The organism is Deinococcus indicus (assembly GCF_002198095.1).
Lineage (GTDB): Bacteria > Deinococcota > Deinococci > Deinococcales > Deinococcaceae > Deinococcus > Deinococcus caeni.
In genome coordinates this window covers 163,741-190,314 of sequence record NZ_NHMK01000030.1, presented here as the reverse complement: position 1 = coordinate 190,314, position 26,574 = coordinate 163,741, and the positions used below count along the sequence as shown (strand labels likewise).

Below are 26,574 nucleotides of genomic sequence, written 5' to 3'. Positions count from 1 at the left end.
ACTGTTACGGTCCGGTCGACTGCCCCTGGCGGCGACCCGTTCACACAGGAGCAAGAACGTCTCTGCCCGCAGACAGCGGGACGGTGGGACGGTCCGCTGCCCGAAGGAGTCAATCATGCAGCACGCAATCAAAGCGAACCGTGGCGCCATCCTCCGCGCCGTCGAGCAGGCTCACATCAAGACCGACGCCCCCGAGTTCCGCCCCGGCGACACCGTCCGCGTGGAAACGAAGGTCGTGGAAGGCAACCGCACCCGCAACCAGGCCTTCGAAGGCGTCGTCATCGCCATCAACGGCTCGGGCAGCCGCAAGAGCTTCACGGTCCGCAAGATCTCCTTCGGTGAAGGCGTCGAGCGCGTGTTCCCCTTCAGCAGCCCCCTGCTGGCCAAGATCAGCGTGCTGGAGCGCGGCAAGGTCCGCCGCGCCAAGCTGTACTACCTGCGCGACCTGCGCGGCAAGGCAGCCCGCATCAAGAACGACCGCAGCCGCGTGATGAAGGACGCCGCCCGCGCCCAGGCCGAGAAGGCCGCCAAGGCCGCCGCGCCCGTCGAAACCGCCCCCGAAACCCAGGGCGAGTAAGCCTCACCCGGTTTCACCGCGCCGCCCCCGTAACTGGGGGCGGCGCATTTTCGTGCGTTCCACCGACCGCGCCGCGCTACGGTACCCGCGTGCCCACCGCCCTGCTGGCCCTGGACCTCGACGGAACCCTGATCGGCCCGGACGGGCAACCCCCACCTGGACTGCTGGACGAACTGCGGGCGTGGCAGCTGGCCGGGGCGCATGTGGCGGTCATCACGGCGCGCGGCCGCCTGCCGCCGCTGCTCCGGGACTGGCCACTGGACAGCGTGTCCCGCTGCTCCGGGGCGTGGCTGCGCTGCGAGGGCCGCGTGCTGTGGAAGCGGACCCTGCCGCGCCCGGCCGTCCACGCGGCCCTGGGCGCCCTTACGCCCGCCGAGTGGGGTGACAGTTGCAGGACCCTGATCGTCACGCCCGACCCGAGCGGCATTCTGCGGCACACCGATCCCGACTTCAGAGGCCGCTGGCCGCACGCCCCCGCGCCCCTGAAGGTCGTCCACGGCCAGCCGGACGCCGACCGTCTGGACGATCTTCAGGCGCAGTGGGCAGTCATTGCGGGCGCGCAGGTCATCCGTGAACGCCGCGACCGGCTGGTACTGGTGGCGGCGGACGCCGGCAAGGGCGAGGCGCTGCGGGACCTCGCCGCGCACCTCGGCGTGCCGGCCGCGCGCACCTGGGCGGCCGGGGACGGTCCCGCCGACGCCGCCATGCTCCCGCACGCCCGGACCTTCCTGCGGGTCGGCGCACACCCGGCCCTGCACGCCGCGCACCTGACCGCGCCCGGCCCGGCGGATGTGCCCCGCGTCCTCGCGCGCTGCCGGGCGGACGCGCTAGGCTGCCGCGCGTGACCGTGACCCTGCCCGCCGACCTGCCCGTGACCCCGCCGCTCCTGATGGCCTTCGACCTGGACGGCACCCTGATCCCCGACGCGGGACGCGAGGTGCAGCCCGACGCGGCGCAGGCCCTGGAGCGGCTGCGGGCGCTGGGCGTGAAACTGGCCATCATCACCGGACGCGACACGCCGCCGTCGCAGGTGCTGCGCGTCATGGAACCCGACGCGGTCGCCACCAACAACGGCGGCCGCATCCTGATCGGCGAGGACCTGCACACCGAGGCCCGCTTCAGCGACGCGGACCTGGAAGCCGCGCTGGCCCACGAACTCGACGGGGCGCGCGTGGTCCTGTTCACCGCCGACGGCCTGTACGTGGACCTGCCGCCCGGCGTGGAACCCGAACCGTGGATGGTGCTGCGCCAGTTCCGCCCCCTGGCCGACGCGCCGCGCGAGGGCATCCTGAAAGTCGGGTACTACCACCCGCAGGTCGCCGCGCTCGCCGGGCGCCTGCGGACCACCCACCCGCACCTCGTGCTGACCGGCGCGCAGGACCCCTACCCGCACTTCCTGACCGTCACGCCGCAGGGCGCGCACAAGGGCGCGGCCCTGACCCTAATTGCCGATGCCCTGAACGTGCCGCACACCCAGACCGTCGCCTTCGGGGACAGCGACAACGACGAGGCGATGCTGGAAATCGCCGGGTACGCCGTGCAGGTCGGCTCGCTGCCCCTGCTGACCCCCCACGCGAACACCCGCGTGCCGCAGCAGGCGGACCTGGGCGCGTTCCTGCACGCCTGGGCCGACCGGCTGGCCGCGACCCGCTGAAGCGGACTCCGATTGAATGGGCTGCAAAGCCCGATGGGTCCGAGCGGATGCGACTCGTAGAGCTGCCCCGCAGAGGAGGAGAAAAACGGGTTTCGGACGTGGAGCTGGCAGATCGGTGGGGTTCCGATCTGTCAGCGAAACAGACGGAATCCGTATGAAACGCAGTGGTGGCCCGGCGACCCCTGGGTTCGACCGGGCCACCACTGCGTCCTGGCTTACTTCAGGGTCAGGGAGTTCAGGATGGTGCGGCCCTGTTCGATCACGTCGGCGGGCGTGCCGGTGGGGGTCATGAGGGTCGCGGTGTACAGGCGGTTGTTCTTCAGGGTGAACACCTGCGTCCAGCGGACGGTGCCGCCCTCGCCGTCGCCGGTGTAGGTCCAGAGGATGGCGTTCTGCCCGCTGACCTTGGTGGTCTTCTCGCCCAGCATCTTCAGTTTGGGCACCACGTCGGGCATCTTGCGGGCGTTCAGGTCACGCACGTCGGCCAGGGTGGCTTTTAGTTCGGCGGGGATGTCCTGCACGACGACCGTGACGGTGGGGCGCAGGCTGCCGATCTTCTGGTACACGAACGCCACGTCGGTGCCGGGCACGTTCTTCAGGGGCGTCCATCCGGCGGGCACGCGGATCGAGTAGCCTTTCTCGCTGGTGGCGGTGATGGCTTCGATGGTCCGGGTTTCCGGCGTGGCGGGGGCGGGGGTGGTCTGGGCGGACGCCGCGCCGGTCAGGGCGGGCGCGGCGAGCAGGGCGAAGGTCAGGAGGGCGCGCTTCATGCGGCTCAGGGTAGTGCCTGAAGGTGAGCCGAATCTGACGTGCGGCCCGGCGCGTGCGGCCCGCAGGACGCTAGGCGGCCCGCCGACAGGTGCAGGTGGTGGGTCAGGCCCGCCGGGGCGTCGGACGTGCGGTGGGCGACGACCATCAGGTGCGTGCCGCCGCGCACGAGGTCCGGCAGCAGCCCCAGGAACGCGGCGCGGGACCCGGCGTCCAGGAAGTCCAGGCCCTCGTCGAGGATCAGCAGGCGCGGGCGGTGCGCGACCGAGCGGGCCAGCAGCAGCCGCCGCAACTGCCCCTGCGAGAGCGTGTCGGCCGGGCGGTCCAGCAGGTCCGCCGCGTGCAGGGCGGCCGCCAGACGGTCCACCTCGGCGCGCTGCGCGGCGTCCAGGGTGGGGGTGAATCCTTCGGTGCCGTCCCAGGCGCTGCCGATCACGTCCCGGCCCGTCCACTCGCGCCGCTGCCGGATGCCCAGTTCCGCGCTGACCAGCCCCACGCCGCGCCGGCGCTCGCTCAGCAGGTCGCGCGTCAGGAACGGCCGCGTCACCTGCCCGCCCAGCGCGGGGTGCAACTCCCCGGCGATCAGGCGGGCCAGGGTGCTCTTGCCGCTGCCGTTCCCGCCCGTCACCAGCCAGTGCTGCCCCGCGCGCCACGTCCAGGTCAGTGGCCCCAGCGCGCGGTGCCCGTTGCGGTACACCTCGGCGCTGCTGACCGTCACGAGGTCGCGCGGCAGGCCGTCCGTGGATGGCAGCGGCAACTCGGGCCAGTCTCCGGCAGGGCCGGCCGGACCGGTGCGGCTGTCCACCCGGCCCCCCTGCACGCCCAGCGTGCGCCACGGCAGGTCCGGCGCCTCCTCCGGCCGGTGCGAGGCCAGCACGACCGCCACGCCCGAGGCGTGAACGGCGGCAATCACGGCCCCCAGTTCCGCGCGGGCCTCGCCGCTCAGGCCGTCCGTGAACTCGTCGAGCAGCAGCAGTTCCGGCGCGGGCATCAGCGCCGCGCCCAGCACCGCCCGCCGCCGCTGCCCGTGACTGAGGGTCCGCACGTCCCGCTCCAGCAGCGGCCCCAGCCCGGTCAGGGCCGCCACGTCGGCCACGCGCCGCTTCTCGGCGGGGGTGGCCTCCCACAGGTTCAGGCGTTCGCCGCGCGCCGCGCCCAGCAGCAGGTCCCGCACCGTCACCGCCCAGTCCCGCGTCAGGTAGAACGCCTCGGCGTCCGGGCCCACCACTGACAGGGACCGCCGTGCCCGCACGGCCGACCGCTGCTCCTGCCCGCCCAGCCGGTAGAGGCGCTCGCCGCGCAGCGGGGCGACCTCGCCCGACAGCAGCCTCAGCAGCGAGGTCTTGCCGCCCCCGTTCGGGCCGCGCAGCAGCAGCGCCTCACCGTGCGCGACCTCCAGCGTCACGTTCTCCAGCAGGGTGCGGCCCCCGGCCACCACCGTCACGTCCTTCAGGGTCACCAGCGCCGTCATGCCCGCGAGTCTAGCGGGCGTGTGCTCTTCTGCGCTCATGCTCCGCACGCTGCACCTGATCAAGCACGGCCGTCCCCACATCGACCCGCAGGTGCCCGCGCACGACTGGCCGCTGGCCGACGACGCCCTGACCGACCTGCCCACCCTGCTGGCGGCCCTGCACCCCCGCCCGGACCTCGTGGCGTGCAGCGTGGAACCCAAGGCGCACGCCACCGCGCAGGGACTGGCCGCCGCGCTGGGCGCACCGCTGCGGCCCATGCAGGGCCTGCACGAGCAACTGCGCTACACGGCCCCCTGGCGGCCCGATCCGGCCGCGTTCGAGGCGGATATCCGCCGTTTCTTCGACCATCCGGAGCAGGTGGTCAGCGGTGAGGAGAGTGCCCGCGACGCCCTGACACGGTTCACCAATGCCGTCACGGCGGTCATGACCGCCCACCCGCAGCCGTGCGTGGCGGTCGTGGCGCACGGCACCGTCATCAGCCTCCTGGCCGCGCACCTGACCGGCCGTGACCCCTGGACGGTCTGGCAGGCGCTGCCGCTGCTGGGCCACGTGACCGTTTCCTGGCCGTCCCGGCCTCCGCAGGGAACTTCCGCGCGGCCCGGCGCGTAAGGAACGGTACACAGGAGGCACCATGGGATTCACTGTTTTCGTCAGCGTCTTGCTGCTGCTGGTCATCGTCACGCTGTTCGCCGGAGTCAAGAGTGTACCGCAGGGGTACCAGTGGACGCAGGAACGCTTCGGGAAGTTCCAGCGCACCCTGTCGCCGGGCCTGAACATCATCATTCCCTACATCGACCGGATCGGCCGCAAGGTCAACATGATGGAACAGGTCCTCGACGTTCCCAGTCAGGAGGTCATCACCCGCGACAACGCGCTCGTCACCGTGGACGCCGTCGTGTTCTACCAGGTGCTGGACGCCGCCAAGGCCAGTTACGAGGTCGGGAACCTCGAGCAGGCCAGCCTGAACCTCACCATGACCAACATCCGCACCGTGATGGGCAGCATGGACCTCGACGAACTCCTCAGCAACCGCGACCAGATCAACGCCCGCCTGCTCGGCGTGGTCGACGAGGCCACCGCCCCCTGGGGCATCAAGGTCACGCGAATAGAGGTCAAGGACATCAAGCCGCCCGCCGATCTGGTCGCCAGCATGGCCCGCCAGATGAAGGCCGAACGCGAGAAACGCGCCAACATCCTGGACGCCGAGGGCTTCCGTCAGGCCGCCATCCTGAAAGCCGAGGGCGAGAAACAGGCCGAGATCCTGAACGCCGAGGGCCGCCGTCAGGCCGCCTTCCTGGAAGCCGAGGCCCGCGAACGGCAGGCGCAGGCCGAGGCCGAGGCGACCCGCATGGTCAGCGAGGCCATCGCCGCCGGGAACGTGCAGGCCATCAACTACTTCGTGGCGCAGCGCTACGTGGACGCCCTGAAGGAGGTCGCCACCGCCCCCAACCAGAAGACCTTGATCCTGCCGGTCGAGGCGGTCAGCGTGCTGGGCAGCCTGCAGGGCATCGCGGAAGTGGCCCGCGAGGCCTTCGGACGCAAGGGGTAGGCGCGTGGACTGGCTGCCCACCCTGGAACGAGTGCAGCCCTGGCACTGGTGGGTGCTGGGCGCCCTGCTGCTGATCCTGGAAGTCGCCGCGCCCGGCGTGTTCTTCGTGTGGCTGGCCCTGGCAGCCTTCGCGCTGGGACTGGTCGTGTTCATCCTGCCGGTCCCGGTGGCGGTGCAACTGCTGCTGTTCGCGGTTCTCAGCGTCGCCAGCGTCCTGCTGGGCCGCCGCTACCTGAGCCGAGTGCTGCCCGACCCGCCCGGCGCGAACAGCCTGAACCAGGGCAGCGGCCGGCTGGTCGGGCAGACCGTGACCGTCACGCAGGCCATCGAGAACGGCGTGGGCCGCGTGCGCGTCGCGGACGGCGAGTGGCGAGCCACCGGCCCGGACACGCCCGCCGGCGCGCGGGTGCTGATCGTCGCAGCGGACGGCGCGACCCTGCACGTCCGCGAGGTGAGCGGCACCTGGACCTGATGCGGACTCCGACTGATCCGGACTCGGATTGAATGGGCTGCAAAGCCCGCCCGGTCCGGGCGAAGTGACCCGGAGAGCTGCCCCGCAGAGTGGCAGGAACGCGCCCCTCCGGACGTGAAGCCGGCAGGGGCGGTGAAATTTCGGATTGTCGGCGAAACAAACGGCAGTCCGTATGAACCGACCCGCACAGGGGATGGAGCGGCGCGCGGCCAGGGCTTCTGCTCTGGCCGCGCGCCGCTGTTCAACTGTCCCGGTCCACGCGCTGCGCCGGGTACAGCCAGGGCCGCAGCGCCCGCGACAGCAGCGGCAGCACCGGCCAGTTCAGGAAGATGGTGGACAGCGTGGCCGTCGCCAGCGTGGCCGCCCAGCCGGGCCAGTCGGCCGTCACGGGCCGCAACAGCCACGCGAACAGCATGATCAGCGGGTAGACCCCAACCACGCCCACCACCACGTTCTTCCACAGCGGCGGGGCCGGCAGGCGCGAGGGCCGGTCGAACCACGCCTCCAGCCCCTGCGCCTCGCGGTACTCGACCTCGCCGGCCGTGAAGCGGTCCAGTTCCGTCAGCGCCTCGCGGTAGCCGGGCGTGGCCCGCCAGGCCTCCAGCGCCTGCCGGTCACGGAACCGTACCAGCGTCACGTACTCCGCGACCGGCCCGCTCAGGTCCCGCAGAACGTGCAGGCCCACGAACCCCGGCTGCCCTGCCTGAAGGGCGTGCAGGCGGCGTGCCCAGGCCTCGTACGCCTCCAGCTGCGAGCGGCGCACCCGCTCCGTGACGACCAGGGTGATGCCCGTCCCGGTCGGGGGCGCAGCCGTGAGGGACGGGTCGGACGTGGTGGAATCAGCGTGAACAGACATCAGCCCCGCAGTCTACCGCACCGGGCCGCCCGGCAGGGAAGAGGCACGGGGAAGGCACACGAAAAACCCCCGCCCGGACAGGGGCGGGGGGTGCAGCGGCAGCCGGGTTCAGCGCTTGCTGAACTGGGGCGCGCGGCGGGCCTTCTTGAGGCCGTACTTCTTGCGCTCGACTTCGCGGGGGTCGCGGGTCAGCAGGCCCTTGGGCTTGAGCTGGGCGCGGAAGTCGGGGTTGACCTTCAGTAGGGCGCGGGAGATGCCCAGCTTGATCGCGTCGGCCTGGCCGGTGGGGCCGCCGCCGACCACGGTGATCACGGCGTCGTAACGGCCGGCGGTGCCGGTTTCACGGAACGCCTGCAGGGCGTGCACGGCGCGCAGCAGACCACGGAAGTAGGTCTGGAACTCTTTGCCGTTCACGATGATCTTGCCTTCGCCGGGGCGGAGGAACACGCGGGCGACGGCGCTCTTGCGGCGGCCGGTGCCGTAGAACTGTTCAGGTTGCTGAATCGCCATGATTATTTGACCTCGAGCGTCTGGGGTTTCTGGGCGGCGTGGGGGTGCGTCTCGCCGGCGTACACCTTCAGGCGGGGGTGCATGGCGCGGCCCTGACGGCCCTTGGGCAGCATGCCGAACACGGCGTGCTCGATGACGCGCTCGGGGTGCTTCTTCAGCGCCTCGCGGGCGGTTTCGGTCTTCAGGCCACCCTGGTAGCCGCTGTAGCGGGTGTAGACCTTACCGTCGAGCTTGTTGCCGGTCAGGGCGACCTTCTCGGCGTTCAGCACGACCACGAAGTCGCCCTGGATCATGTTCGGGGTGAAGTCGGGGCGGTGCTTACCACGGATGCGGCTCGCGATCAGCGTCGCCAGGCGGCCCAGGGGCACGTTCGTTGCGTCCACAACGACCCAGTTCTGCTCGTCATTTTTGGGGATGTAGGTTTTCACCGTGAAACTCCATGAAGATGGGATTTGGCTGCGACACACCCCGCTCCGACGGGGAGACGAAAACGTGTGTGTCCGGGTGCCTCCCGGTCGCCTCGGCCCTACCAAGCACGAGACACTAAAGGTAAAGGTATCAGATTCGGGGGTCCGGGGGCAAGCGGCGACCCCGGATTCTACGTCCAGCGCCGGACAGCAGGCTGCTCGAGTCGCCCGTTCGAGTACTCCTGCGGCGGGTTCCCGGCATCGCAGACGTGTTCAGGCAGGAACGGAACCTCCACGCCAGTCTGGAGAGGGTCACCGGGCGCCGTGGTGCGCGGAACAGAGTCGAGGACACCCACGTACACGTCCCCCTCACGCCGCGAGACGATCACCCACATGCGCTCTGTTCCGAGCATCGGCTTTCCGTCCTCCTGAAACTGGATGTCGAACAGGAGTTTCGCCGCCTGCCCCCGCCGGAGGCTGGAACGCACCTGAACGTCCGGAATCCAGAAGGTGTCAGGATTCGCCGCGTGCCGCTCCTCGGCTGACAGGAGCTCAAAGCCGTCCCGGTCGTACTCGGGCCATCTCATACGGACTCCGATTGAATGGGCTGCAGAGCCCGCTGGGTCCGAGCGGATGCGACTCGTAGAGCTGCTCCGCAGAGTGGGAGCGAAGTGGTTTCCGGACGTGGAGCGGGCAGATCGGTGGTGTTCCGATCTGTCGGCGAAACAGACGGAGTCCGTATCACCCCTGGCTTTCCAGCAGCGCTTCCATGCCCAGGCGGTAGCCCAGGAAGCCCAGGCCGCTGATCTTGCCGCGGCACACGGCGGCCGTGACGCTCTTATGGCGGAATTCCTCGCGGGCGTCCACGTTGCTGATGTGGACCTCGATGACCGGGAGGGGCTGCCCGGCAATCGCGTCGCGCAGGGCGTAACTGTAGTGGGTCAGGGCGCCGGGGTTGATGACCACGCCGCCGAAGCCCTGTTCCTGCGCCTCGTGGATCCATTCGATCAGCTGGCCCTCGAAGTTGCTCTGGCGGCAGGTGACGGACGTGCCGAGTTCCGCGCCCCAGGCCTCGCACTGCCGTTCGAGGTCCTCGAGGGTCTGGGAGCCGTACACGCCGGGTTCCCGCAGGCCGAGGCGGTTGAGGTTGGGGCCGTTCAGCACGAGCAGCATGGCCCCAGCCTACCGTCCCGGCCGGTCAGGTGGGCGCGGGGTTGTGCAGCGCGGCGCTCAGCTCAAGTGCTGCCAGATCAAGTTCTGCGAGGTCCGCCTGCCAGCCCGTGAACTCGGTTCTCAGGACATGGTCGGGCACGCGGGTCAGGTACGGGTCGGCCAGGGCGCGCAGCAGCACGAAGCGCACGCCGTCCGCGTCGGCTTTCTTGTCGCGCGCCATGAACGGGGCCACGTCGTCGTAGGTCAGGGCCGGCAGGGGCGAGGGCTGCTGCCAGCGCAGGAACGCCCGCGTGTGCGCGGTCAGGTCCTCGCCGCCCAGCGCGCGGGAGAGCCGCGCGGCGTAGTGCAGGCCGTACCCGACCGCGTCGCCGTGCGAGACGCTGTGGTGCGTGACGGCCTCCAGCGCGTGCGCCAGCGTGTGCCCGAAGTTCAGGTAGGCCCGTTCGCCCCGCTCGGTCAGGTCGCGGGTCACCACGCCGGCCTTCACGGCGATCGCGTCGGCCACCGTGGCCTCCAGCAGCGCGCCGCCGGGCCGGAATTCGGGGTTCAGCACGCGCGCCAGCAGGCTGGGGTCGCTGATCAGGCCGTGCTTGAAAGCCTCGGCGGCCCCCTCGCGGAACACCGTGTCCGGCAGGGTCGCCAGGGTGCCGGTGTCGCACCACACGGCGCGCGGCGGCCAGAACGCCCCCACCAGATTCTTGCCTTCCGGCAGGTTCACGCCGGTCTTGCCCCCCACGGCGGCGTCCACCATGCCCAGCAGCGTGGTCGGCAGGGTGTAGAACGCCACGCCCCGCAGGTAACTCGCGGCTGCGAAGCCCGCCAGGTCGGTGGCGGCCCCGCCGCCCAGGCCCACCACGGCCCCGTCGCGGGGGATGTTCGCCGCTGCCAGCCGCGACAGCACGCCGCTCAGGACGCCCAGGGTCTTGCAGTCGTCACGGGCCGGCACCTCGACCGTCACGGCCGGATTCAGCGCCGCCTGCACCTGCGCCACGAACGCGCGCGGCAGGTCCGCCGGGTGGATCAGCGCCACGTGCCGCTCGGGGACGCTCAGGCCCGCCAGCAGGTGCGCGCCGACCGTGACCGTGTAGTGGCCGGGCTCTCCGGCGCGGCCGACCTCAATCCGCCGCACGGTGATCCCCGCCCGCCGTTCCCTCGCCCTGCGCCGCCCAGGCGTGCTGCGCGTCCGCCCAGGCCCACAGCCGCTCGATGATCTCCTCGACGATCTCCTCGCTGGGCCGCCCGTCGCTGTGAACGTGAATGGTGCCCTGCCGGTACACCGGCTCACGCTCGTTCATCATCGAGCGGATGGTCGAGAGGGGATCCTCGACGCGCAGCAGCGGCCGGTCGCTGTGCTTGGTGCGCTGGTACACCGTCTCCGGCGTGGCCCACAGGACCACGACCGGGCCGCGTTCCAGCAGCTGGCGGCGGTTGTCCTCCTGAATGAAGGTCCCGCCGCCCAGACTGATCACCGCGTGTTCCAGCCGCGTGACGCGGTGCACGACCTCGTGCTCGCAGGCCCGGAAGTACCCCTCGCCCTCCTGCGCGAACACCTCGGGAATGGTCTTGCCGACCACCCGCGTGATCAGCTTGTCGGTATCCACGAAATGCAGCGCCAGCGCCCGCGACAGCTCCCAGCCGATGCGGCTCTTGCCGGTTCCCATGAAACCGGCCAGCGCCACCCACGACACGGGGCGCTCGATGAGGCCGGAACTGAACATGGGGGACAGTGTAAGGGAATCCCCGGCGGGCGGCGTGACGGATGCACCCTCTGGAAGTCCCGCCGCCGACAGCGCCTCGGCCGGGACCTCCAGCAGGTGCGCGCCCAGGGCGGGTTCCAGTCCCGCCCGGAACGCCGCCAGGGCCGCCGCGCCGGCCGGGTGACCCGGCGTGTCGCTCAGCACCCGCGCCCCCTCAGTACGCCTGGGCGTACGCGCGGGCCGCCGCCACGCGCTCCTGCAACTCGGGCAGGGTGTCGCCGCCGAACTTCTCCAGCATCGCTTCGGCCAGCACCCATCCGATCGCGCACTGAAGCACCACGCCCGCCGCCGGAACGGCTGTCGTGTCGCTGCGCTCGCGGGCCGCGTCGGACGGCTCGTGCGACACGACGTTCACGGTCGGCAGCGGCTTCATCAGCGTGGCGATGGGCTTCATGGCGACCCGCACGATCAGCTCCTCGCCGTTCGTCATGCCGGCCTCCAGGCCGCCCGCGCCGTTCGTGTCGCGCGCGTACGTGCCCTCGCGGTAGTACACCGCGTCGTGAACGCCGCTGCCGGGGCGGGTGGCGTTCTCGAAGGCCCGGCCGATCTCGACGCCCTTCATGGCCTGCACGCTCAGGCACGCCTGCGCGATCCGCCCGTCCAGCTTGCGGTCGTAATGCACGAACGACCCCAGCCCCACCGGCAGGCCCCGGAACCGGACCTCCAGGATGCCGCCCAGCGTGTCGCCGTCCCGCTTGGCCTGATCGATCCGTTCACGCATCTGCGCGGCGGCGTCTGCGTCCGGCGTGCGCAGGTCGCTGTCCTCGATGGCGTCCAGCGCGTCCCAGGAGAACGCCTCCCGCGTCTCGATCCCCGCGAGGTTCGCCACGTAGTTCGCGCCCTGCACGCCCAGCTCGCCCAGCAGTTTCAGGGCCACGCTGCCGACCGCCACGCGCGCCGCCGTTTCACGCGCACTGGCGCGCTCCAGCACGTCCCGCAGGTCCTTGTGCCGGTACTTGATGCCGCCTGTCAGGTCCGCGTGACCGGGCCGCGCGTCCGTCAGGGCCTTCTTGCGCGGCTCGCCGCCCGGCTCGGGTGACATGATCTCCGTCCAGTTCCGGTGATCCCTGTTGGCAATCGCCAGCGTGACCGGCGCGCCCGTCGTGCGGCCCGCCCGCACCCCGCTGAGGATCTCGGCCTCGTCCGTCTCGATCACCATCCGCCGGCCCCGGCCGTACCCGCCCTGCCGCCTGCGCAGCCACGGGTCGATGTCCCCCTTGCCCAGATCCAACTGCGCAGGCAGCCCCTCGATGATGGCCGTCAATTGCGGCCCGTGCGACTCCCCGGCGGTCAAGTACCTCATACTCCCGGACTGTAGCGCCCCCCCACCCGCCGCGCGGAAGGCATGACCAAACAAACACGCCCCCCGCACCGCAGTGCGGCGAGGGGGGCAGAGTGAACGCGAGGGGTTACTTGACGACGTTCCCCGTGATGACCACCAGCAGCTGCGTCTGCTCCTTCTTGGTCGCTTCGCGGCCGAACAGCCCGCCGATCACCGGGATGGACGACAGGAACGGCACGCCGTCCCGGTTGGTGCTCTCGGTGGTCTTCAGCAGGCCGCTCAGCAGCAGCGTCTCGCCGTTCTTGAAGGTCAGGGTCGTCTGGGCCTCGCTGTTCACGAACTGCAACAGGTTCGGCACGGTGTCCGCCGTGATGGCAGTCCGCAGGTCGTTGATCTGGCCGCGCACCCGCATGGTGATCGTGCCGTCCGGCGCGACCTGCGGATCGAAGAAGTCCAGGTTCACGCCGTAGTCGATCTGCTTCTGGATGGGCGCCACGTTCGCTGCCGTGGACGGCACGTTCAGCTCCAGTCGCCCGCCGCTCTTGATGGTCGCCGCCGCCGACCCCGACGCGTTCTGCGTGCTGGTCCCGCTGCCCAGCGACCGCTGACCGCTCTGCATGGTGATCGCGCCGTCGTACACGCTCTTGCTCAGGCCCTGGCCCTGCAACGTGTTCAGGGTCGCGCCCAGGTTGAAGCCCACCAGACTGCGCGTCGGATCGAAGGCCGCGCCCAGTCCGCCGCTGCCCGCGCTGACCGTGAAGCCCCCGAAGCCCGCCTTCCAGTCCATGCCCAGGCTGCGGCTGGCCGTCTCCGTGATCTCCTGAATGCGGACCTGCACGTTGATCTGCGGCACCCGCTGATCCAGGTTCGGGATCAGGTCGGCCACCTGAGCCACCTGATCGGCCGTGCCGCGCACGATCAGGGTGTTCGTCCGCTTGTCCGCGATGATCGACGCGGTGGCGGCCTTGGTGTCGGTCGCGGTCGTGCCGGTGCCGGTCGTGCTGGACACGGGGTTCAGCGGCGCGTTCGCCAGCGCGCCCGTCGTGTACGGCTGCCCGGTCGTCGGGTCGATCAGCGTGGCGTTCGGCACGATCGAACTGCTGGTCAGTTCACGCGCCAGCGTGCCTTCCAGGGTCGCCTTGACCTCCTCGGCGCTGGCATTCACCAGCTGGAACACCCGCTGCGTGATCTGCGCGCCCGCCACGACCGGCGCCACGCGGTCCACCTGACCCAGCAGGGCCACGGCGGCGTCCAGCTGGTTCTGCGGTCCCGTGATCACCAGCTGCCCGGTCTGCCCGACCGGCGTGACCTTCAGGCCCGGATACTGCGCGGCCAGCAGCGCCACGATGTCCGCCTGCGCGCCCTTCACGGCGTACACGCGCTGCACGGTCTGCGTCTCGGTGCTGGTGGTGCTGGTGCCGGCGCCGGGCGTGCTGTCCAGCTGCCCCAGCAGGCGCGTGACCTCGGCCACTTCCTTGTTCGTGCCGCGGATGATCACGCTGTTGCTGCGCACGTCCGGAATGATCCGCAGGGTCGCGGAATCCAGTTTCACGTCCGCCAGGGTGCGCAGCACGCCGGTCGTGTTGCCCTGCGCGTCGCGCTGCGGCGTCTCGCTGTACGTGGGCGTTCCGAAGAACAGCTTCACCTGCTGCGAGGCCTGCGTGGCGTCCGCGTTCTTCAGGGTCACGCTGCGCTGGATGGGCGTGTTGCTGACCCGCAGGACCGGCTCGCCGCTCAGGCGCACCACGTCGTAGCTCAGGCCGTACACGTCCATCAGGAGGGGCCAGACCTCGTTGAAGGGTTTGTTCTGGAAGGAGTACACGACCGGGCGGGCCGTGCCGGTCGCGGCGGGCGTACCGGCGGTGCCGGTGCCTGCCTCGGTGGTGGGGGTCGCCGTGCCGGCCGCCGAGGGCAGCGCGTCCACGTTGGTGTCCAGGATCAGGCCGTACCCGGCCGATTTGGCCAGCGCGGACAGCAGGCTCGACAGCGGTCCGCCGTAACGCCCGATTTCGATGGTGACGTTCGCGCCGGACAGGGCGCTGTCGGCCACGGCGCTCGTCTGCGCGGCCGGGGTGGCAGGGGAGGTCTGCGCGGCGGCCATGCCCAGCGCGGCGGTCAGCAGGAGGAATGCGAAGCGTTTAGTCATGGCTCACCTTTTGTCCAGTTCGAGGGTTCTAGAGTTGTTGCCCAGGCTCAGCGTGGCGCCGGTCGCCGTGACTTCCTTGACCGTGACCTGCGTGTCCGGGAGTTTCTGGCCGACCGACACGACCACGAAACCGTCCTTGCTGCGGAAGATGGCGGTGTTGACAGGCCCGAGGACCACGGCGTTGAAGGCCAGTTCCTGCGTCTGCACGAAGGCGTCGAGTTCGTTGAGGGCCGGCACGCTGGCGTTGCCGCTGCCCAGGTCCGTGATGACCTGCGGCGTGCCGGGCGCGGGGGTCGCGGTGGCGGGCGTGCCGCCGGTACCGTTCGTCACGCCGCCGGTACCGTTCGTAGCGCCGCCGGTACCGTTCGTAGCGCCGCCGGTACCGTTCGTAGCGCCGCCGGTACCGTTCGTGGCGCCGCCGGTGCTGGCCGTCAGGGCCGGGATGCTGGTCACGCCGGGCACGCTGACGCCGGCCACCGGAGGTTTGACCGGGGCGGGCTGCGCGGGGGCCGTCTGGCCGGGGTTCACGACGACCGGATCGCCGCCGGGGATGGGCGTGACGACCACGGGCTGCGCGACCGGGCCGGTGCTGCCGTCGCCGCCGGGAATGACGGGAACCGGGACGGCCCCGCCGGAGCTGCTCTCCGAGCCGTTCGCGCCGGGCAGTGGGCTGATCCCGAGCGGGCCGCCGGTACTGCCGAGCGGGTCCACGGCCGGGACGACCGGCGTGGGAACGCTGGCGGTCGTGTCGGGTGCCGTCGAGTCGGGCGTGACCGGCGCGGGGGTCTGCCCGGCCGGGGCGCTGCTGTCCCCCGTGACCTGCAGCGGCCGGAAGGGGTTGTTGCCGGGCACGGCCGCCAGCGTGCCTTCGGGGTTGATGCCGGCCGGGGTGGGGGGCACGTCGCCCGGTGCGGGGGCAGTGGGGTCCGTGGCGACGCCGTCGGTGGGGAAGGGCGGAATGACTTCCACCTCGACCTGCGCGTCGGGCTGCACGGCCACGCCCGGCGTCTCGCCGGTGGCCGGGTCGGGTTCGGCCGGCGTGACGGGAATGGTGTCGTCGCCGGGACCGCCGGTCACGACGGGCGGCTGCGGCTGGCTGGCCAGGTCGTCCGCGCTGGGTTTGGTCAGCAGGTAGTACACGCCGATCGCGGCGACCAGCAGCAGCAGGCCCAGCAGCACCTTCATTTCTCGGGAGAGTTTCACGGGCGCGCGCGTCACTGGGTGCCTCCTGCGGGCGCCGGAGCGGCGGGCGCGGCCGGCGCGGCGTCCGGGGCGCCCGGCGTGCCGGTCGCGGCGGCCTGGGCGGGATCGAAGGTGTAGACGGTCAGGCTCATGGTGCCCTGCAGTTCAGGGTCGAGGCTGGTGGCTTCCGGCAGTTGCAGGCTCAGGTTGTTCACGTTCGTGAAGCGGCTCATGGTCTCGACCGAACGCAGCATCTGGAACAGCTCGGCGAAACGGCCGCTGACGCTGAGGTTCAGGCCGATGGGCCGCACGCCGGCCGGCAGGCCCGTCACGTTGCCGCTCTGCACGGTGAAGCTGTCCATGCTGGCCCCGGCGGCGCTGGAGGTCAGGCGCAGTTCGTCCAGCACCCCGCCGAAGTTCGCGGTCTGCGGCAGCGCGGCCAGGAACTCGTCCTGCTGCACCTTGAGCGCCGCGACTTCCTCGCGCAGCGCCGGGACGCGACTGGCGTTGCTGCGCAGCACGACCACGCGGGAGTTCAGGGTGTCCAGTTCGCCCTGCAGGTTGCTGATCTCGGCCTGCCGGGGCTGGAACCGCATGGTGTACCACAGCGCCAGGATCACCAGGCACAGGCCCAGCGCCGCCAGGAACAGGTTACGCGGCGAGAGTTTAGTTAACACTGGGGCCTCCCTCCGCGGTGCCGGACGGAGCGGCGGGCGCGGTGGCCGGGGCGTTCGGGTCGGCCGGGGTTTCGGTCTGCGCGACGGGCTGCACGATGCCCACGCTGGCGTTGAAGGTGTACTGCCCGGTCTCGCCGTCGGACTGCATGGACCGGAAGTTCACGCCGAAGTTCGGGTTGTTCTCGAAGGTCCGCAGGAAGCCGACCACCGCCTGCTGGCTGGCGGCCGAGCCGGTCAGGTCGATCTCGCGCGTCACGTTCTTGCCGCTGTACACGCCGCCCTGCTGCAGGGTACCCAGGGCGGCCGCGTCGAGCGCCTTGATGGTCATGCTCTGCACGGCCACGCCACTGCCCGCCGGCAGCTGCGCCGTGAACGCCGCGAGGTCGTTCGTCCAGTAGGTCTTGCCGTCGCGCAGCTGCGTGGCGATTGAGGTGATCTGTTCCAGTTCGGTCTTCTCGCGGGTCAGTTCCGAGAACTCGCGGTTGACGGGCGCCAGGGCCGTGGCCTCGCCGTTCAGGCTGTCGATCTGCTTGCGCAGGTCCCCGGCGCGGGTGGCGGTCATGACTTCCGGGATCAGGATCGCGGCGACCGTGACCGGAATCAGGGCGTACGTGGCAAAGCGCCAGGCGCTGGGTTCCGACTGCTTGCGGTACTGCTGCGGCAGCAGGTTGATTTCAACCACGGCTCGTCACCCCCCGCAGCGCGAGGCCCAGCGGCACCGTGAACTCCGGCGCGTTGGCCTGCAGGTACCCCGTGTCCACGTTCGCCTGATCGGTCTGCACGGTCAGCCAGGGGCTGGCGACCTCCACGCGGAAGCCCAGCGCGTCGCTGATCGCGGCGGCCAGCCCGCGCAGTTTCGCGCCGCCGCCGGCCAGGAACGTCCGGTCGATGACCACGTCGCCGCTCTGCACGCGGTAGAACTCCAAGCTGCGGCGGATCTCGGTGATCAGGTCGCCCAGCACGGGGCGGATCACCTCGAACACGCGCGCCGGAGAGTACTGCTCGCGGGCCATGTCGAAGTTCAGCAGGTCCTCCTCGTCCTCGGTGGGGGTCGTGGCGGTCGCGTACCCGAGTTTCACGTCCTCGGCGGCGCTGAAGTCCAGGTCGAAGGCCTTCTGCAGCGCGGTCGTGAAGTCGTCGGCGGACACGTTGATGTTGCGCGCCATCAGGACCCGGTCGCCGCGCACGAGGTTGATCACGGAGCTGCTCGCGCCGATCTCCATGACGAGCGCCACCTCGCCGGCCTCGGTGTAGTTCGTGCCGGTCAGGGTGCTCTTGGTCAGGTGTTCGCCCAGCAGGTTGCCGCGCAGCGCGCGCAGCGACGCGAAGCTCTTGAGGTCCACGATGCTGGGTTCCAGGCCCGCGAGGCGCAGCACCTCGATCTGCCGGGCGATGGCCTCGGTGGGCGCGGCGGCGATCACGACCTCCATCTGCCCGTCCTCGGGGACGGTGCTCAGGTCGTCGAGCAGGTCGAAGTCCAGGCTGACGTCGTCGATGGGGTAGGGAATGTAGCGCTCGGCCTCCCACTTGATGGCTTCCTGCAGGTCCTTGCGTTCCATGCGCGGCACCATGATGTTGCGCGTGACCGCCACCTGGTTGGGCACGGCGGTCACGGCGAACTTGTTGGTGATGCGGTGCTCGGCCAGCAGGTTCTTGAGTTCGGTGGCGACGGCCTGCGGCTCGACCACCAGTCCGTCACGCATGCTGCCGATGGGTGTGGGCACCATCACGGCGTGCTGGAGGGAAGGCGGTGAGCCGGGGCGCAGGGCCACGACCTTGATGGCACTCGTGCCGATTTCCACGCCGAGGGCGTTCGGACGTGGGTTTAAGAGGCGGTTCAGGAAACTCGACATTCTCCCTCCAGGATCACGCGGATTTTAGCATTCACTCATCTGGCGTGCAGCGCGGGACCAGAGGGAGCGGGGGTGAGAAGACGGGGACGGGACGACTGAAAGGGACATGCCGCCCCATGCAACCACCCACGCGCTTACGGAACTCTGACACCCTGAGCCTACAGGAAAAGTCGCGCCAGGAGCGCGCAGAACCCTGGCAGTCAGTGGGCGCGGGCACGGGCCGGGTGCCGAGAGGCCGGCTGCCACCCCACCCCGAACGTGAAGGCGACGGGCCGGGGTGACCTGCAGTACACCATGAACACCGCACCTTCATCTTGCTCACGCGCCGGCGCGGCCGGTCAGGGCGCCGTCCGCCCGCCTCTCCGGGGACGTGCTGATCCGGGAGCGTGCTGGTCCGGGGGATTGCCGGTCCGGCCCTCAGCGGACCGGGCTGAGGTCCACCCCGAACGCCCGGACCGTTCCCGCCACATCCACCGTCACGATCAGCGATCCCACGCGCCCCACCCGCCCCGGCCCGTGCGGCGTGGTCGCCACCACCCGCCCGGTCGGGTCCAGCCGTTCGAGCCGCTCGCCCGTCAGGCGGTACGTGCCCTCGGCCGTGACGAGTTGCGGCTGCGCGCTGCCCGCCGCGCCGTCCGGCGTGACCGTCAGGAACGCCGCGCCGCGCGCCAGGACCGCGCCGTCCGCCACGCGGCGCACCTCGCCCCCCACCAGCGCGAACTCCGCGTCGCCCACCGTCACGGCGGCCGACGGGCGGCCCGGCACGCCCCGCACCGGCCCGTTCGCGTACGTGACGGCGCTGCCGTCCTCGCGGTACACCCGCCCGGCACTCAGGGCCGCGACGCGCCCCACGTCCACGGTGCGGGCCGCGCCGTCCAGCGTGACGACCACCCCCACGCCCGGCACGCCCGCCCAGGCGTCCGGGCCGTTCCAGGCGACGTCCACCGCCGGCGGCAGCGGCGGGCAGTTCACCCGGAACGACGGCGCGCGCGCCACGCAGGCCCGCCCGGACGCTACCCACGCCACCCCCTGATCACTGAACGCCGCGCGGAACGCCGCCCCGGCCGGCAACTCGCCCAGCGCGGCGGGCGCGCACCCGGCCAGCCACAGCGGCAGGGACAGCAGGACGGTCAGGGCACGCGGGCGGCCAGAGCGGGAAACCATGCCCGCATTCTGACCCGCCGGCCCGGACCTCCCGTGAGGGCGTCCTGACGCCGGCCCGCAGCCCTTATCCGGACGCCGGTTGAATGGGCTGCAAAGCCCGCCCGGTCCGAGCGGATGCGACTCGGAGAGCTGCCCCGCAGAGCAGGAGAAAAACGCCCCTCCGGACGTGGAGCCGGCAGGGGCGGTGAAGTTCCGGATGGTCGGCGAAACAAACGGCAGTCCGTATTACTCCGCGTCCCGCGCGGCCAGCAGGGCGCGCACCACCACGTCCAGGCCCACGCCCTCCTGCGCGCGGCGTTCGGGCGTCCAGCTGATGCCCCGGCTGGCCTTGACCAGCAGCACGTCCCCGTCCCGCACCTCGGCCAGCAGGGCGGCCGTCAGTTCCGGCACGGTCGCGAAGGCCCGGTCGCCCAGCTCGGCCGCGAAGGCGCCCACCCCGAAGGTCAGGTCCGCCTGCGTGCGGGCGTACGCGCCTACCCCGGCGTGCAGGTCCCGCTCGGTCGGCCCGAGTTCCAGCATGCGGCCCAGCACGCTGATCCGCCGGCCCGGCCAGCCGTTCAGGGCGTCCAGTGCCGCCCGCACCGCCACCGGCGAGGCGTTGTACGCGTCGTCGATCACCGTGAACCGCCCCGGATGCACCCGGTACCGGCCGCCCGGCACGCTGACCGCCGCCAGCCGGGCCGCTGCCTCGGGAAGCGGCACGCCCGCCTCGTGCGCCAGCGTCAGGGCCAGCACCGCCGCCTCGGCCTGCACCCGCGCCGCCAGCGGCAACGTGACGGGCACGCCCGCGAACCGGAACGACGCGCCCTGCGCTGTCACGGTCAGGTCCTCGCCCGCGTGCGTGACCGGCCCGAACCCGTAACTGTCCACCCCCGGATAGAAGGCAGACGCCTGCGCTCCCACCAGCCCACGCACCGGGCGGCCGTCCACGCCGCGCAGGATCACGCCCTTCTCCCGCACGATGCCCTCGATGCTGCCCAGCTGCTCCAGGTGCGCCGGGCCGATGCTGGTGATCACGCCCACGTCCGGGCGCACCAGGTCCACCAGTTCGGCCATCTCGCCGATCCGGTCGATGCCCATCTCGACCACCAGCGGCCGCCCGCTGCCGCCCAGCTCGATCAGGAAGCAGGCGATGGCGGGCATGGTGTTGAACACCGGCATGAACTGCGCGTCCAGCGCCGCCGCCACGAAACTCTTCGCGGTGGTCTTCCCGGCGCTGCCCGTCACGCCCACCACCAGCGGACTGCGCGCCCGCTCGGCGCGCGCCCAGGCGAACAGCGCCGCCTGCGCGTCGTCCACGCGGACCGCGCGCGGCACGTCCAGGTCCGTCAGCACGAACGGTGCGCCCGCCGCGAGCGCCTGCTCCACGAAGGCGTTGCCGTGCATCCGCTCGCCGGGCAGCGCCACGAACGCCACGTCCGGGCCGGCCTCGCGCGAATCCCACGTCAGGCGCCGCGCCGGGCGGGCCTCCGGGTGAACAGCGGCGGAAAAGGGCAACGCGCAGAAAGGATCGACCATGACGCACCAGCATACCGGCCCCGCCCTATCCTGACCCGCATGACCCACCACTCCCTGGGGACCGGCGCCGTCCACACCGTCTGGGACCACGCCCTGCCACCTGCGCTGACCGTGGACAGCGGCGACACCGTCACGCTGCACACCCTGGACGCCTCGGACGGCGGCGTGGCCCGCCGGGTCGCGAACGGCGAACTGAACGCCCCGCCCGAACTGCTGCCCCTGATCGTCGCGGACGCCCACCCGCAACGCCCCGGCCCGCGCGGCCACCCCCTGACCGGCCCCGTTCACGTGCGCGGCGCGCAGCCCGGCGACGCCCTGCGCATCGAGATCCTGGACGTGCAGACCGCCGCGTGGGGCTGGACTGGCTGCCGCCCGGACGGCATCGGCCTGCTCGACGCCGCCCTGGCCGCCGAGGGGCTGCGCCCCCACACGCACTTCTGGGACCTGCGCGCCGGCACGCACGCTGACTTCCGGCCCGGCATCCGCGTGCCGCTCGCGCCGTTCCCCGGCGTGATCGGCGTCGCCCCGGCCGCGCCGGGGGCGCACCCCACCGCGCCGCCCCGCCACGTCGGCGGGAACATGGACATCCGGCAACTCGTGGTGGGCAGCACCCTCTGGCTGCCGGTCGAGGTGCCCGGCGCCCTCCTGTCCGCCGGGGACCTGCACGGCGCGCAGGGCGACGGCGAGGTCAGCGGCACCGGCATCGAAACCGCCGGGCAACTGACCTTGCGCGTCCACGTCGAACCGCAGGCCGGAATCACCACCCCGGAGTTCGCCACGACCACCCCCGGCGGCAGCAGCCGCGCGTGGCACGCCACCACCGGCCACCACCCCGACCTGATGGAGGCCGCCCGCATCGCCCTGCGCGCTCTGCTGCGCCGCCTGCAAGCGCGCGGCCTGAGCCTGGAAGACGCCTACGTCCTCGCCAGCGCCTGCGTGGACCTGAAGATCAGTCAGATCGTGGACGCCCCCCACTACACCGTCAGCGCCTTCCTGCCGCTGGACATCTTCGGGGCGGCGGAAGGCTGATGGCAGAAGGCTGACAGCAGCCGGCAGTCCGGGTGTGCCTGATCACGCTCCCGGCGCGGGTGATCATGGGCCGCTCACGGGGGCTTTTCTACGCTGTCCTCAACTCGGCGGGCATGCCGGGAAGGAGGCAGGACTCATGCTGAACACGCGAAAGGGACTGGGGGCCGTGGTGGGTGGGCTGGTCACGTTGACGCTGCTGGGCGCGGCGGGCGCGCAGGGTGTTGTGGCGCAGGGTCTGATGGCACAGGGTCTGATGGCGCAGGGGACGCTCAATCCGCTACAGCCGGTGCTGAACCCGAACGTGCTGCGCGCCGTGCTGGGGCCGCAACTGCTGGTGCTGCCGGACGACGGCGCGGTGACGCTGGTGTGGCCCGGTGACGCGCGGGCGGCCGGGTACGACGTGTACCAGGGTGGGCAGAAGCTGACGGCGCAACCGCTGTTGCCCGGCAAGGCGGGCGGGCCGATGTCGTTCCGGGCGAAGGGCCTGAAGAACGGGCAGCGGTACGACTTCCGGGTGGTGGCGCTGGGCGAGGCGAAACTGGCCGCGTCCCTGTCGCCGGTGCCCGGGTCGGGCGGGCCGCTGGTGTGCGCGCGCTACCCGGTGCAGGGCACGGACATGGGCGCACAGTCGCAGAACGTGCGGGTGGGCGGCGCGGCCACCGTGCCCGTGACCGTCACCGTGAACGGCACGACCCTCGCCGCGTCGGGCGGAGGGCTGTTCCAGGGGACCCTCCCGGCCCCCGTGGCGGTGGGTGCGCCGCTGAATCTGCTGACGCGGGCCGGCGAGTGCCTGGTGTTCGCGTCGGACGTCGTGCCCGAAGCGCCCGCCCTGACCGCCCCGGCGGCGGGCAGCAGCCTCGCGGCGTCGGCGGCGCTGCCGGTCGCGTGGACGTCCGCGAGCAACCCGCAGCGGTTCGTGGTGTCCGCCACCTGGGTGACGGGCGGCGCGGGGCACGCGTGGCGGTCCGGGGACCTGCCGGGCTCGGCGCGCAGTTTCAGCATCCCGGCGGGCGCGCTCCCGACGGGGCAGACCGTGAAGGTCCGCGTGTACGCCTACAACGACGGGGCGTTCGTGGGCAGTTTCACGCCGGACTCGCGCATGGCGATCCGCAACGGGAACGAGGCCGGGCGGGACGTGACCGTGCAGGCCGCCGCGCCGAACCCCCCGGCGGTCAGCTGGGGCGACCCGCACCTGATCACGCTGGACCAGACAGCCCTGGAATTCCAGGCGGTCGGGGAGTTCGACCTGACCCAGAGCGTCACGGACGGCTTCCGGGTGCAGGCCCGCCAGCGTCCCTGGGGCGGCAGCAGCGTCGTCAGCGTGAACACGGCGGTCGCTACCCGCATGAACGGGCAGAAGGTGGGCGTGTACGCCGGAATGATTCCCGCGCTTCGCATCGGCGAGGCGGGGGTGCGGACGGACGTGCCCGCCGGGGGCCTGGACCTGGGCGGCGGGCACCGCGTTACCCAGAGCGGCAACGTGTACACCCTGGAGTTCCCCGGCGGGGAGCGGCTGGCGATCACGAACAATGGCGCCTACCTGGACGCCCGCCTGACCCTCCCGGACGCCCGGCGCGGGCGGGTGCGGGGCGTGTGGGGGAACTTCGACGGTGTGACCACCAACGACCTGACTGCGCGCGGCGGCGCGGTCCTGAGCAGCCCCGTGACGCCTGCCGACCTGTACGGCACCTTCGGGAACTCCTGGCGGGTGCCGACCCCCGCCGAGTCGCTGTTCGTGTACGACGAGGGCCAGCGGTTCGGAGGCTTCGACGATCCGGCCTTCCCGTCCGCGCCGCCGGTCGTCCCGGCGGGCGCCGCTGCCGGGGCCGAGGCGACCTGCCGCGCGGCGGGGGTCACCGATCCGCTGCTGCTGGACCGCTGCGTGACCGACGTGGCCCTGACCGAAAACCCCCGCTTCGCGGCGAGCAGCGCCGACACGCAACCCGCCCGTGATCAGGTGCGCCTCGCCCTGCCGGACCTGACCGTCACCGCGTTCAGCGCCGCGTACAGCGGCACCTGCGCGGGCGGCGCGCCCCTCGTGAACGCCCGCGTGACCGTCCGGAACGTCGGCGCGGCCCCCAGCCCCGCCCGCAGCGACGTGGGCCTCGCGCAGGTCGTGGACACCCGCGACGAGACCCTGGGCGCCGGCTACCGTGGCAACGGCGTGGGCCTGCCCGCCCTGGCGCCCGGCGAGAGCGTGACCGTCACGGTCCCCGTGTACTACCCCGCTGCGCAGCCCACCACGGCGCCCGGCGCGCACACCTACGCCGCCCGCGTGAACTTCGGCGCGTTCTTCCCCGAAGCGAGCACCGCCAACAACCGCTTCACGGGCACGCAGACCGTGACCGTACCCGCCGGGGACTGCCGCTGAAGAGGGGAGTGGGCCGTAGAGGACAGGAACAGCAGGAAGCAGGGAGCGTCGGCCACCGCCGACGCTCCCTGCTTCTGTCTCTGAGGGGTGCGGGTCAGGCGACCGACCCACTGACCCCTTTCCCTGTTTACTCCAGCGTGACGAGGTAGTCGTACAGGTCGGGGCCGCCGGCGTGTGCCTCGACTTCGACCATGGGGAAGGCGGCGCGGATGCTGGCGCTCAGGGCGTCCAGGTCCTCCTGGGTCTTCTGGGGACCGCTGAACACCGTGACGATCTCCTGCCCGGCGTAGTGGCGGTTGAGCATTTCCAGCACGCTCTGTTCGGGCGTGCCGCCACTCTGGGTGAGTTCGTCGTCGATCAGGCCGATCACGTCGCCCTCGGCGATGTCCAGGGTGCGGCCGTCCTTGACGGTGATGTTTGTGGTGCGGCTGGCGCGCGTGACCTCGAAGGTCGTGACGGCGCGCGCGGCGTCGGTCATGGCGTCCACGAGGTCGGCGGCCGGGACGTCCGCGCTGAAGTTCAGCGCCGCGCCGATGCCCTGCCCGAGCGTGCGGGTGGGAATCACAACGGCGCGGCCCTCCATGAGCTCCATGGCCTTCTCGGCGGCCATCAGGACGTTCTTGTTGTTGGGCAGGATCACGACCCGTTCGGCGCTGACGGACCGCACGGCGTCCACGATGTCCTGCACGCTGGGGTTGGCGGTCTGCCCGCCGGACACGATGCGCGCGCCCAGGCTGCGGAACAGTTTCACCAGTCCGTACCCGTTCGCCACGGCGACCAGTCCGCTGGGCTGGATTTCCTCCTCGGCGCGGGCGGACGCTCCGGCCATGCCCAGGATCTCCGTGTGCTGCTCGCTCATGTCCTCGACCTTGGTCTTGAGCATCCGGCCGTGACGGCCGACCGTGGCGAGCAGTTCGTCCGGCTGGTTCGTGTGAATGTGGCCCTTGACGTACCCCTCGGCGCCCACGACCAGCAGGCTGTCCCCGAACGGCGTGACGAGTTCGCGGATCTCCTCGATGGAGGTGGTCGCGTGGCTCATCAGGAACTCGGTGCAGTACCCGAATTCCTCGTTCTCGAACTGCTCCTGCGCGTAACTGGTGATCTCGGGGGCGGGCGGCAGCGCCTCGCCGCGCAGCGCCGCCAGCATCCCCTGCACGAGGTACAGGTAGCCCTGGCCGCCGCTGTCGATCACGCCCGCCTGCTTCAGCGCGGGCAGCATCTCGGGCGTCTGATCCAGCAGTTCCTGACCCCGGAACAGCGCCTGTTCCAGCACGGTCTCGGCGGTATCGGTCTCGCGGGGCCGGGCGGCGCCCTCGGCCACGCCGCGCGCGACGGTCAGGATGGTGCCCTCGACGGGTTTCATGACCGCGCCGTACCCGACCTTCTGCGCCGCCTGGAACGCGCGGGTCAGGGTGGCCGGGTCGATCTCGCGGACATCCTTGATCGTCTCGGCAAACCCCTTGAGCAGCTGCGAGAGGATCACGCCGCTGTTGCCGCGCGCGCCCAGCAGCGCGCCGTAACTGATGGCGCGCGCCACGCCGGGCATGGAGTTCTCGTCGCAGGTGTCGAGTTCGCGCCGCACGGACTGCATGGTCAGGTGCATGTTCGTGCCGGTGTCGCCGTCCGGGACGGGGTAGACGTTCAGGGCGTTCACCTGCTCGCGGTACACGCCGAGCCAGTCGGTGGCGTAGCGCAGCATGTGCGCCAGGGTGGCGGGGGCCAGGGTCGCGTGCCCGGCGGACTGGGGGGCCTGGTCAGACACGCTGCACCCCCACGGCATGCACGCGGATGGCGGTCAGTTCGGTGCCCGCCTGGGTTTTCAGGGTGTGTTCCACGCGCTCGACGATATTGCGCGCGACCGTGGGAATGCTGACGCCGTACGCGACGACCACGTACAGGTCCGCCGCGAAGCGGTTCCCGTCGCGGCTGATGACCACGCCGTCACTGACGTTCGCGCGCCCCAGCACCCGGCTGATGCCCTCTTTCAGGTTCGCGGGAGCCATGCCCACCACGCCGGGAATCTCATGGGCGATCAGCCCGATAAGCGAGGCGAGGGCCGCCTCGGTAATTTGAATAGAGCCAGTCACAGTAAAGGGCAGTATACCGCCCGGCCTGTCAGAGCGGGCCGTCCCGCGTGCCGGAACCCGCCGGGCGCGG

General features: G+C 71.5%; 27 protein-coding genes. 8 read left to right on the top strand and 19 right to left on the bottom strand.

Translation table 11 applies throughout. The features are described from left to right. The first annotated feature begins 115 nt into the window (after positions 1-115). The 3 genes from rplS to CBQ26_RS18065 all read left to right on the top strand — a co-directional run bounded on the left by rplS (position 116) and on the right by CBQ26_RS18065 (position 2,231). Positions 116-577, top strand: coding sequence for a 50S ribosomal protein L19 (gene rplS, locus CBQ26_RS18075; protein WP_088250003.1), 462 nt, complete (start codon positions 116-118; stop codon positions 575-577). Between the two features lie 89 nt (positions 578-666). After that, positions 667-1,422, top strand: a complete 756-nt coding sequence (locus CBQ26_RS18070) for an HAD family hydrolase (protein WP_088250002.1) — start codon at positions 667-669, stop codon at positions 1,420-1,422. Continuing rightward, complete coding sequence (locus CBQ26_RS18065; protein WP_229843960.1) at positions 1,419-2,231, top strand: HAD hydrolase family protein; 813 nt, start codon at positions 1,419-1,421, stop codon at positions 2,229-2,231. The genes CBQ26_RS18070 and CBQ26_RS18065 overlap by 4 nt, the downstream gene beginning before the upstream one ends. A 215-nt stretch (positions 2,232-2,446) precedes the next feature. Here CBQ26_RS18065 and CBQ26_RS18060 read toward each other — a convergent pair whose 3' ends face one another. Continuing rightward, positions 2,447-3,001 carry a PsbP-related protein gene (locus CBQ26_RS18060; RefSeq protein WP_088250001.1) on the bottom strand — a complete coding sequence of 185 codons (555 nt, stop codon included), beginning with the start codon at positions 2,999-3,001 and terminating at the stop codon, positions 2,447-2,449. Positions 3,002-3,006: 5 nt separating this feature from the next. Next, positions 3,007-4,470, bottom strand: coding sequence for an ATP-binding cassette domain-containing protein (locus CBQ26_RS18055; protein WP_088250000.1), 1,464 nt, complete (start codon positions 4,468-4,470; stop codon positions 3,007-3,009). Positions 4,471-4,507: 37 nt separating this feature from the next. Between CBQ26_RS18055 and CBQ26_RS18050 the strand changes: the two genes are divergently transcribed. From CBQ26_RS18050 to CBQ26_RS18040, 3 genes are read left to right on the top strand one after another with little or no spacing between them, the layout of a single operon-like run. Further along, entirely contained in the window at positions 4,508-5,080 is a 573-nt protein-coding gene (locus tag CBQ26_RS18050) for a histidine phosphatase family protein (protein WP_088249999.1), read from the top strand. Between the two features lie 22 nt (positions 5,081-5,102). Next, positions 5,103-6,020 carry an SPFH domain-containing protein gene (locus tag CBQ26_RS18045; RefSeq protein WP_088249998.1) on the top strand — a complete coding sequence of 306 codons (918 nt, stop codon included), beginning with the start codon at positions 5,103-5,105 and terminating at the stop codon, positions 6,018-6,020. Positions 6,021-6,024: 4 nt separating this feature from the next. After that, positions 6,025-6,492: an NfeD family protein gene (locus CBQ26_RS18040; protein ID WP_088249997.1), complete on the top strand. Its 468-nt coding sequence runs from the start codon at positions 6,025-6,027 to the stop codon at positions 6,490-6,492. A gap of 241 nt (positions 6,493-6,733) precedes the next feature. Here the strand turns inward: CBQ26_RS18040 and CBQ26_RS18035 are convergent, their stop codons facing one another. The 15 genes from CBQ26_RS18035 to murF form a co-directional block, all read right to left on the bottom strand. Next, entirely contained in the window at positions 6,734-7,348 is a 615-nt protein-coding gene (locus tag CBQ26_RS18035) for an antibiotic biosynthesis monooxygenase (RefSeq protein ID WP_088249996.1), read from the bottom strand. Positions 7,349-7,456: 108 nt separating this feature from the next. Beyond that, positions 7,457-7,858, bottom strand: a complete 402-nt coding sequence (gene rpsI, locus CBQ26_RS18030) for a 30S ribosomal protein S9 (protein WP_046843115.1) — start codon at positions 7,856-7,858, stop codon at positions 7,457-7,459. Between the two features lie 2 nt (positions 7,859-7,860). Further along, positions 7,861-8,286 (bottom strand): 50S ribosomal protein L13, encoded by a 426-nt coding sequence (gene rplM, locus CBQ26_RS18025; protein WP_055362765.1) that lies wholly within the window; start codon positions 8,284-8,286, stop codon positions 7,861-7,863. A gap of 170 nt (positions 8,287-8,456) precedes the next feature. Then, positions 8,457-8,852 carry a hypothetical protein gene (locus tag CBQ26_RS18020; protein WP_088249995.1) on the bottom strand — a complete coding sequence of 132 codons (396 nt, stop codon included), beginning with the start codon at positions 8,850-8,852 and terminating at the stop codon, positions 8,457-8,459. A gap of 154 nt (positions 8,853-9,006) precedes the next feature. Then, the gene (gene aroQ, locus CBQ26_RS18015) at positions 9,007-9,438 is read right to left on the bottom strand and encodes a type II 3-dehydroquinate dehydratase (protein WP_088249994.1); all 432 of its coding nucleotides are present in this window, start codon (positions 9,436-9,438) and stop codon (positions 9,007-9,009) included. 25 nt (positions 9,439-9,463) lie between these two features. Further along, positions 9,464-10,567, bottom strand: coding sequence for a 3-dehydroquinate synthase (gene aroB / locus CBQ26_RS18010; protein WP_088249993.1), 1,104 nt, complete (start codon positions 10,565-10,567; stop codon positions 9,464-9,466). After that, positions 10,554-11,249: a shikimate kinase gene (locus tag CBQ26_RS18005; protein ID WP_373297105.1), complete on the bottom strand. Its 696-nt coding sequence runs from the start codon at positions 11,247-11,249 to the stop codon at positions 10,554-10,556. The genes aroB and CBQ26_RS18005 overlap by 14 nt, the downstream gene beginning before the upstream one ends. 100 nt (positions 11,250-11,349) lie before the next feature. After that, entirely contained in the window at positions 11,350-12,498 is a 1,149-nt protein-coding gene (gene aroC / locus CBQ26_RS18000) for a chorismate synthase (RefSeq protein ID WP_088249992.1), read from the bottom strand. A gap of 106 nt (positions 12,499-12,604) precedes the next feature. After that, on the bottom strand, positions 12,605-14,623 hold the full coding sequence (locus CBQ26_RS17995) for a secretin N-terminal domain-containing protein (protein WP_088249991.1): 2,019 nt from the start codon (positions 14,621-14,623) through the stop codon (positions 12,605-12,607). A gap of 3 nt (positions 14,624-14,626) precedes the next feature. Beyond that, complete coding sequence (locus CBQ26_RS17990; RefSeq protein ID WP_143342200.1) at positions 14,627-15,841, bottom strand: hypothetical protein; 1,215 nt, start codon at positions 15,839-15,841, stop codon at positions 14,627-14,629. Then, entirely contained in the window at positions 15,838-16,482 is a 645-nt protein-coding gene (locus CBQ26_RS17985) for a type IV pilus inner membrane component PilO (protein ID WP_088249989.1), read from the bottom strand. Before CBQ26_RS17985 ends, CBQ26_RS17990 begins: the two co-directional genes overlap by 4 nt. Then, positions 16,472-17,164: a fimbrial assembly protein gene (locus CBQ26_RS17980; protein ID WP_088249988.1), complete on the bottom strand. Its 693-nt coding sequence runs from the start codon at positions 17,162-17,164 to the stop codon at positions 16,472-16,474. Before CBQ26_RS17980 ends, CBQ26_RS17985 begins: the two co-directional genes overlap by 11 nt. After that, the gene (pilM, locus tag CBQ26_RS17975; protein WP_088249987.1) at positions 17,157-18,335 is read right to left on the bottom strand and encodes a type IV pilus assembly protein PilM; all 1,179 of its coding nucleotides are present in this window, start codon (positions 18,333-18,335) and stop codon (positions 17,157-17,159) included. The genes CBQ26_RS17980 and pilM overlap by 8 nt, the downstream gene beginning before the upstream one ends. A 417-nt stretch (positions 18,336-18,752) precedes the next feature. Next, positions 18,753-19,499 carry a hypothetical protein gene (locus CBQ26_RS17970; RefSeq protein WP_229843961.1) on the bottom strand — a complete coding sequence of 249 codons (747 nt, stop codon included), beginning with the start codon at positions 19,497-19,499 and terminating at the stop codon, positions 18,753-18,755. Positions 19,500-19,724: 225 nt separating this feature from the next. Beyond that, positions 19,725-21,017, bottom strand: coding sequence for a UDP-N-acetylmuramoyl-tripeptide--D-alanyl-D-alanine ligase (gene murF / locus CBQ26_RS17965; protein ID WP_088249986.1), 1,293 nt, complete (start codon positions 21,015-21,017; stop codon positions 19,725-19,727). A 39-nt stretch (positions 21,018-21,056) separates the two neighbouring features. Here murF and CBQ26_RS17960 point away from each other — a divergent pair, with 39 nt between their 5' ends. Both CBQ26_RS17960 and CBQ26_RS17955 read left to right on the top strand, forming a co-directional pair. Then, the gene (locus tag CBQ26_RS17960) at positions 21,057-22,046 is read left to right on the top strand and encodes an acetamidase/formamidase family protein (protein WP_088249985.1); all 990 of its coding nucleotides are present in this window, start codon (positions 21,057-21,059) and stop codon (positions 22,044-22,046) included. Positions 22,047-22,182: 136 nt separating this feature from the next. Beyond that, complete coding sequence (locus CBQ26_RS17955) at positions 22,183-24,417, top strand: VWD domain-containing protein (RefSeq protein ID WP_088249984.1); 2,235 nt, start codon at positions 22,183-22,185, stop codon at positions 24,415-24,417. Positions 24,418-24,544: 127 nt separating this feature from the next. On the opposite strand, the gene CBQ26_RS17950 is transcribed toward CBQ26_RS17955, so the two are convergent. Together CBQ26_RS17950 and CBQ26_RS17945 are read right to left on the bottom strand one after the other, a co-directional pair. Beyond that, on the bottom strand, positions 24,545-26,116 hold the full coding sequence (locus CBQ26_RS17950; protein ID WP_172418165.1) for a DAK2 domain-containing protein: 1,572 nt from the start codon (positions 26,114-26,116) through the stop codon (positions 24,545-24,547). Between the two features lie 55 nt (positions 26,117-26,171). Further along, a complete protein-coding gene (locus tag CBQ26_RS17945) occupies positions 26,172-26,504 on the bottom strand; it encodes an Asp23/Gls24 family envelope stress response protein (protein ID WP_055362594.1) in 333 nt (110 codons plus the stop codon). Between the last annotated feature and the right edge of the window lie 70 nt (positions 26,505-26,574).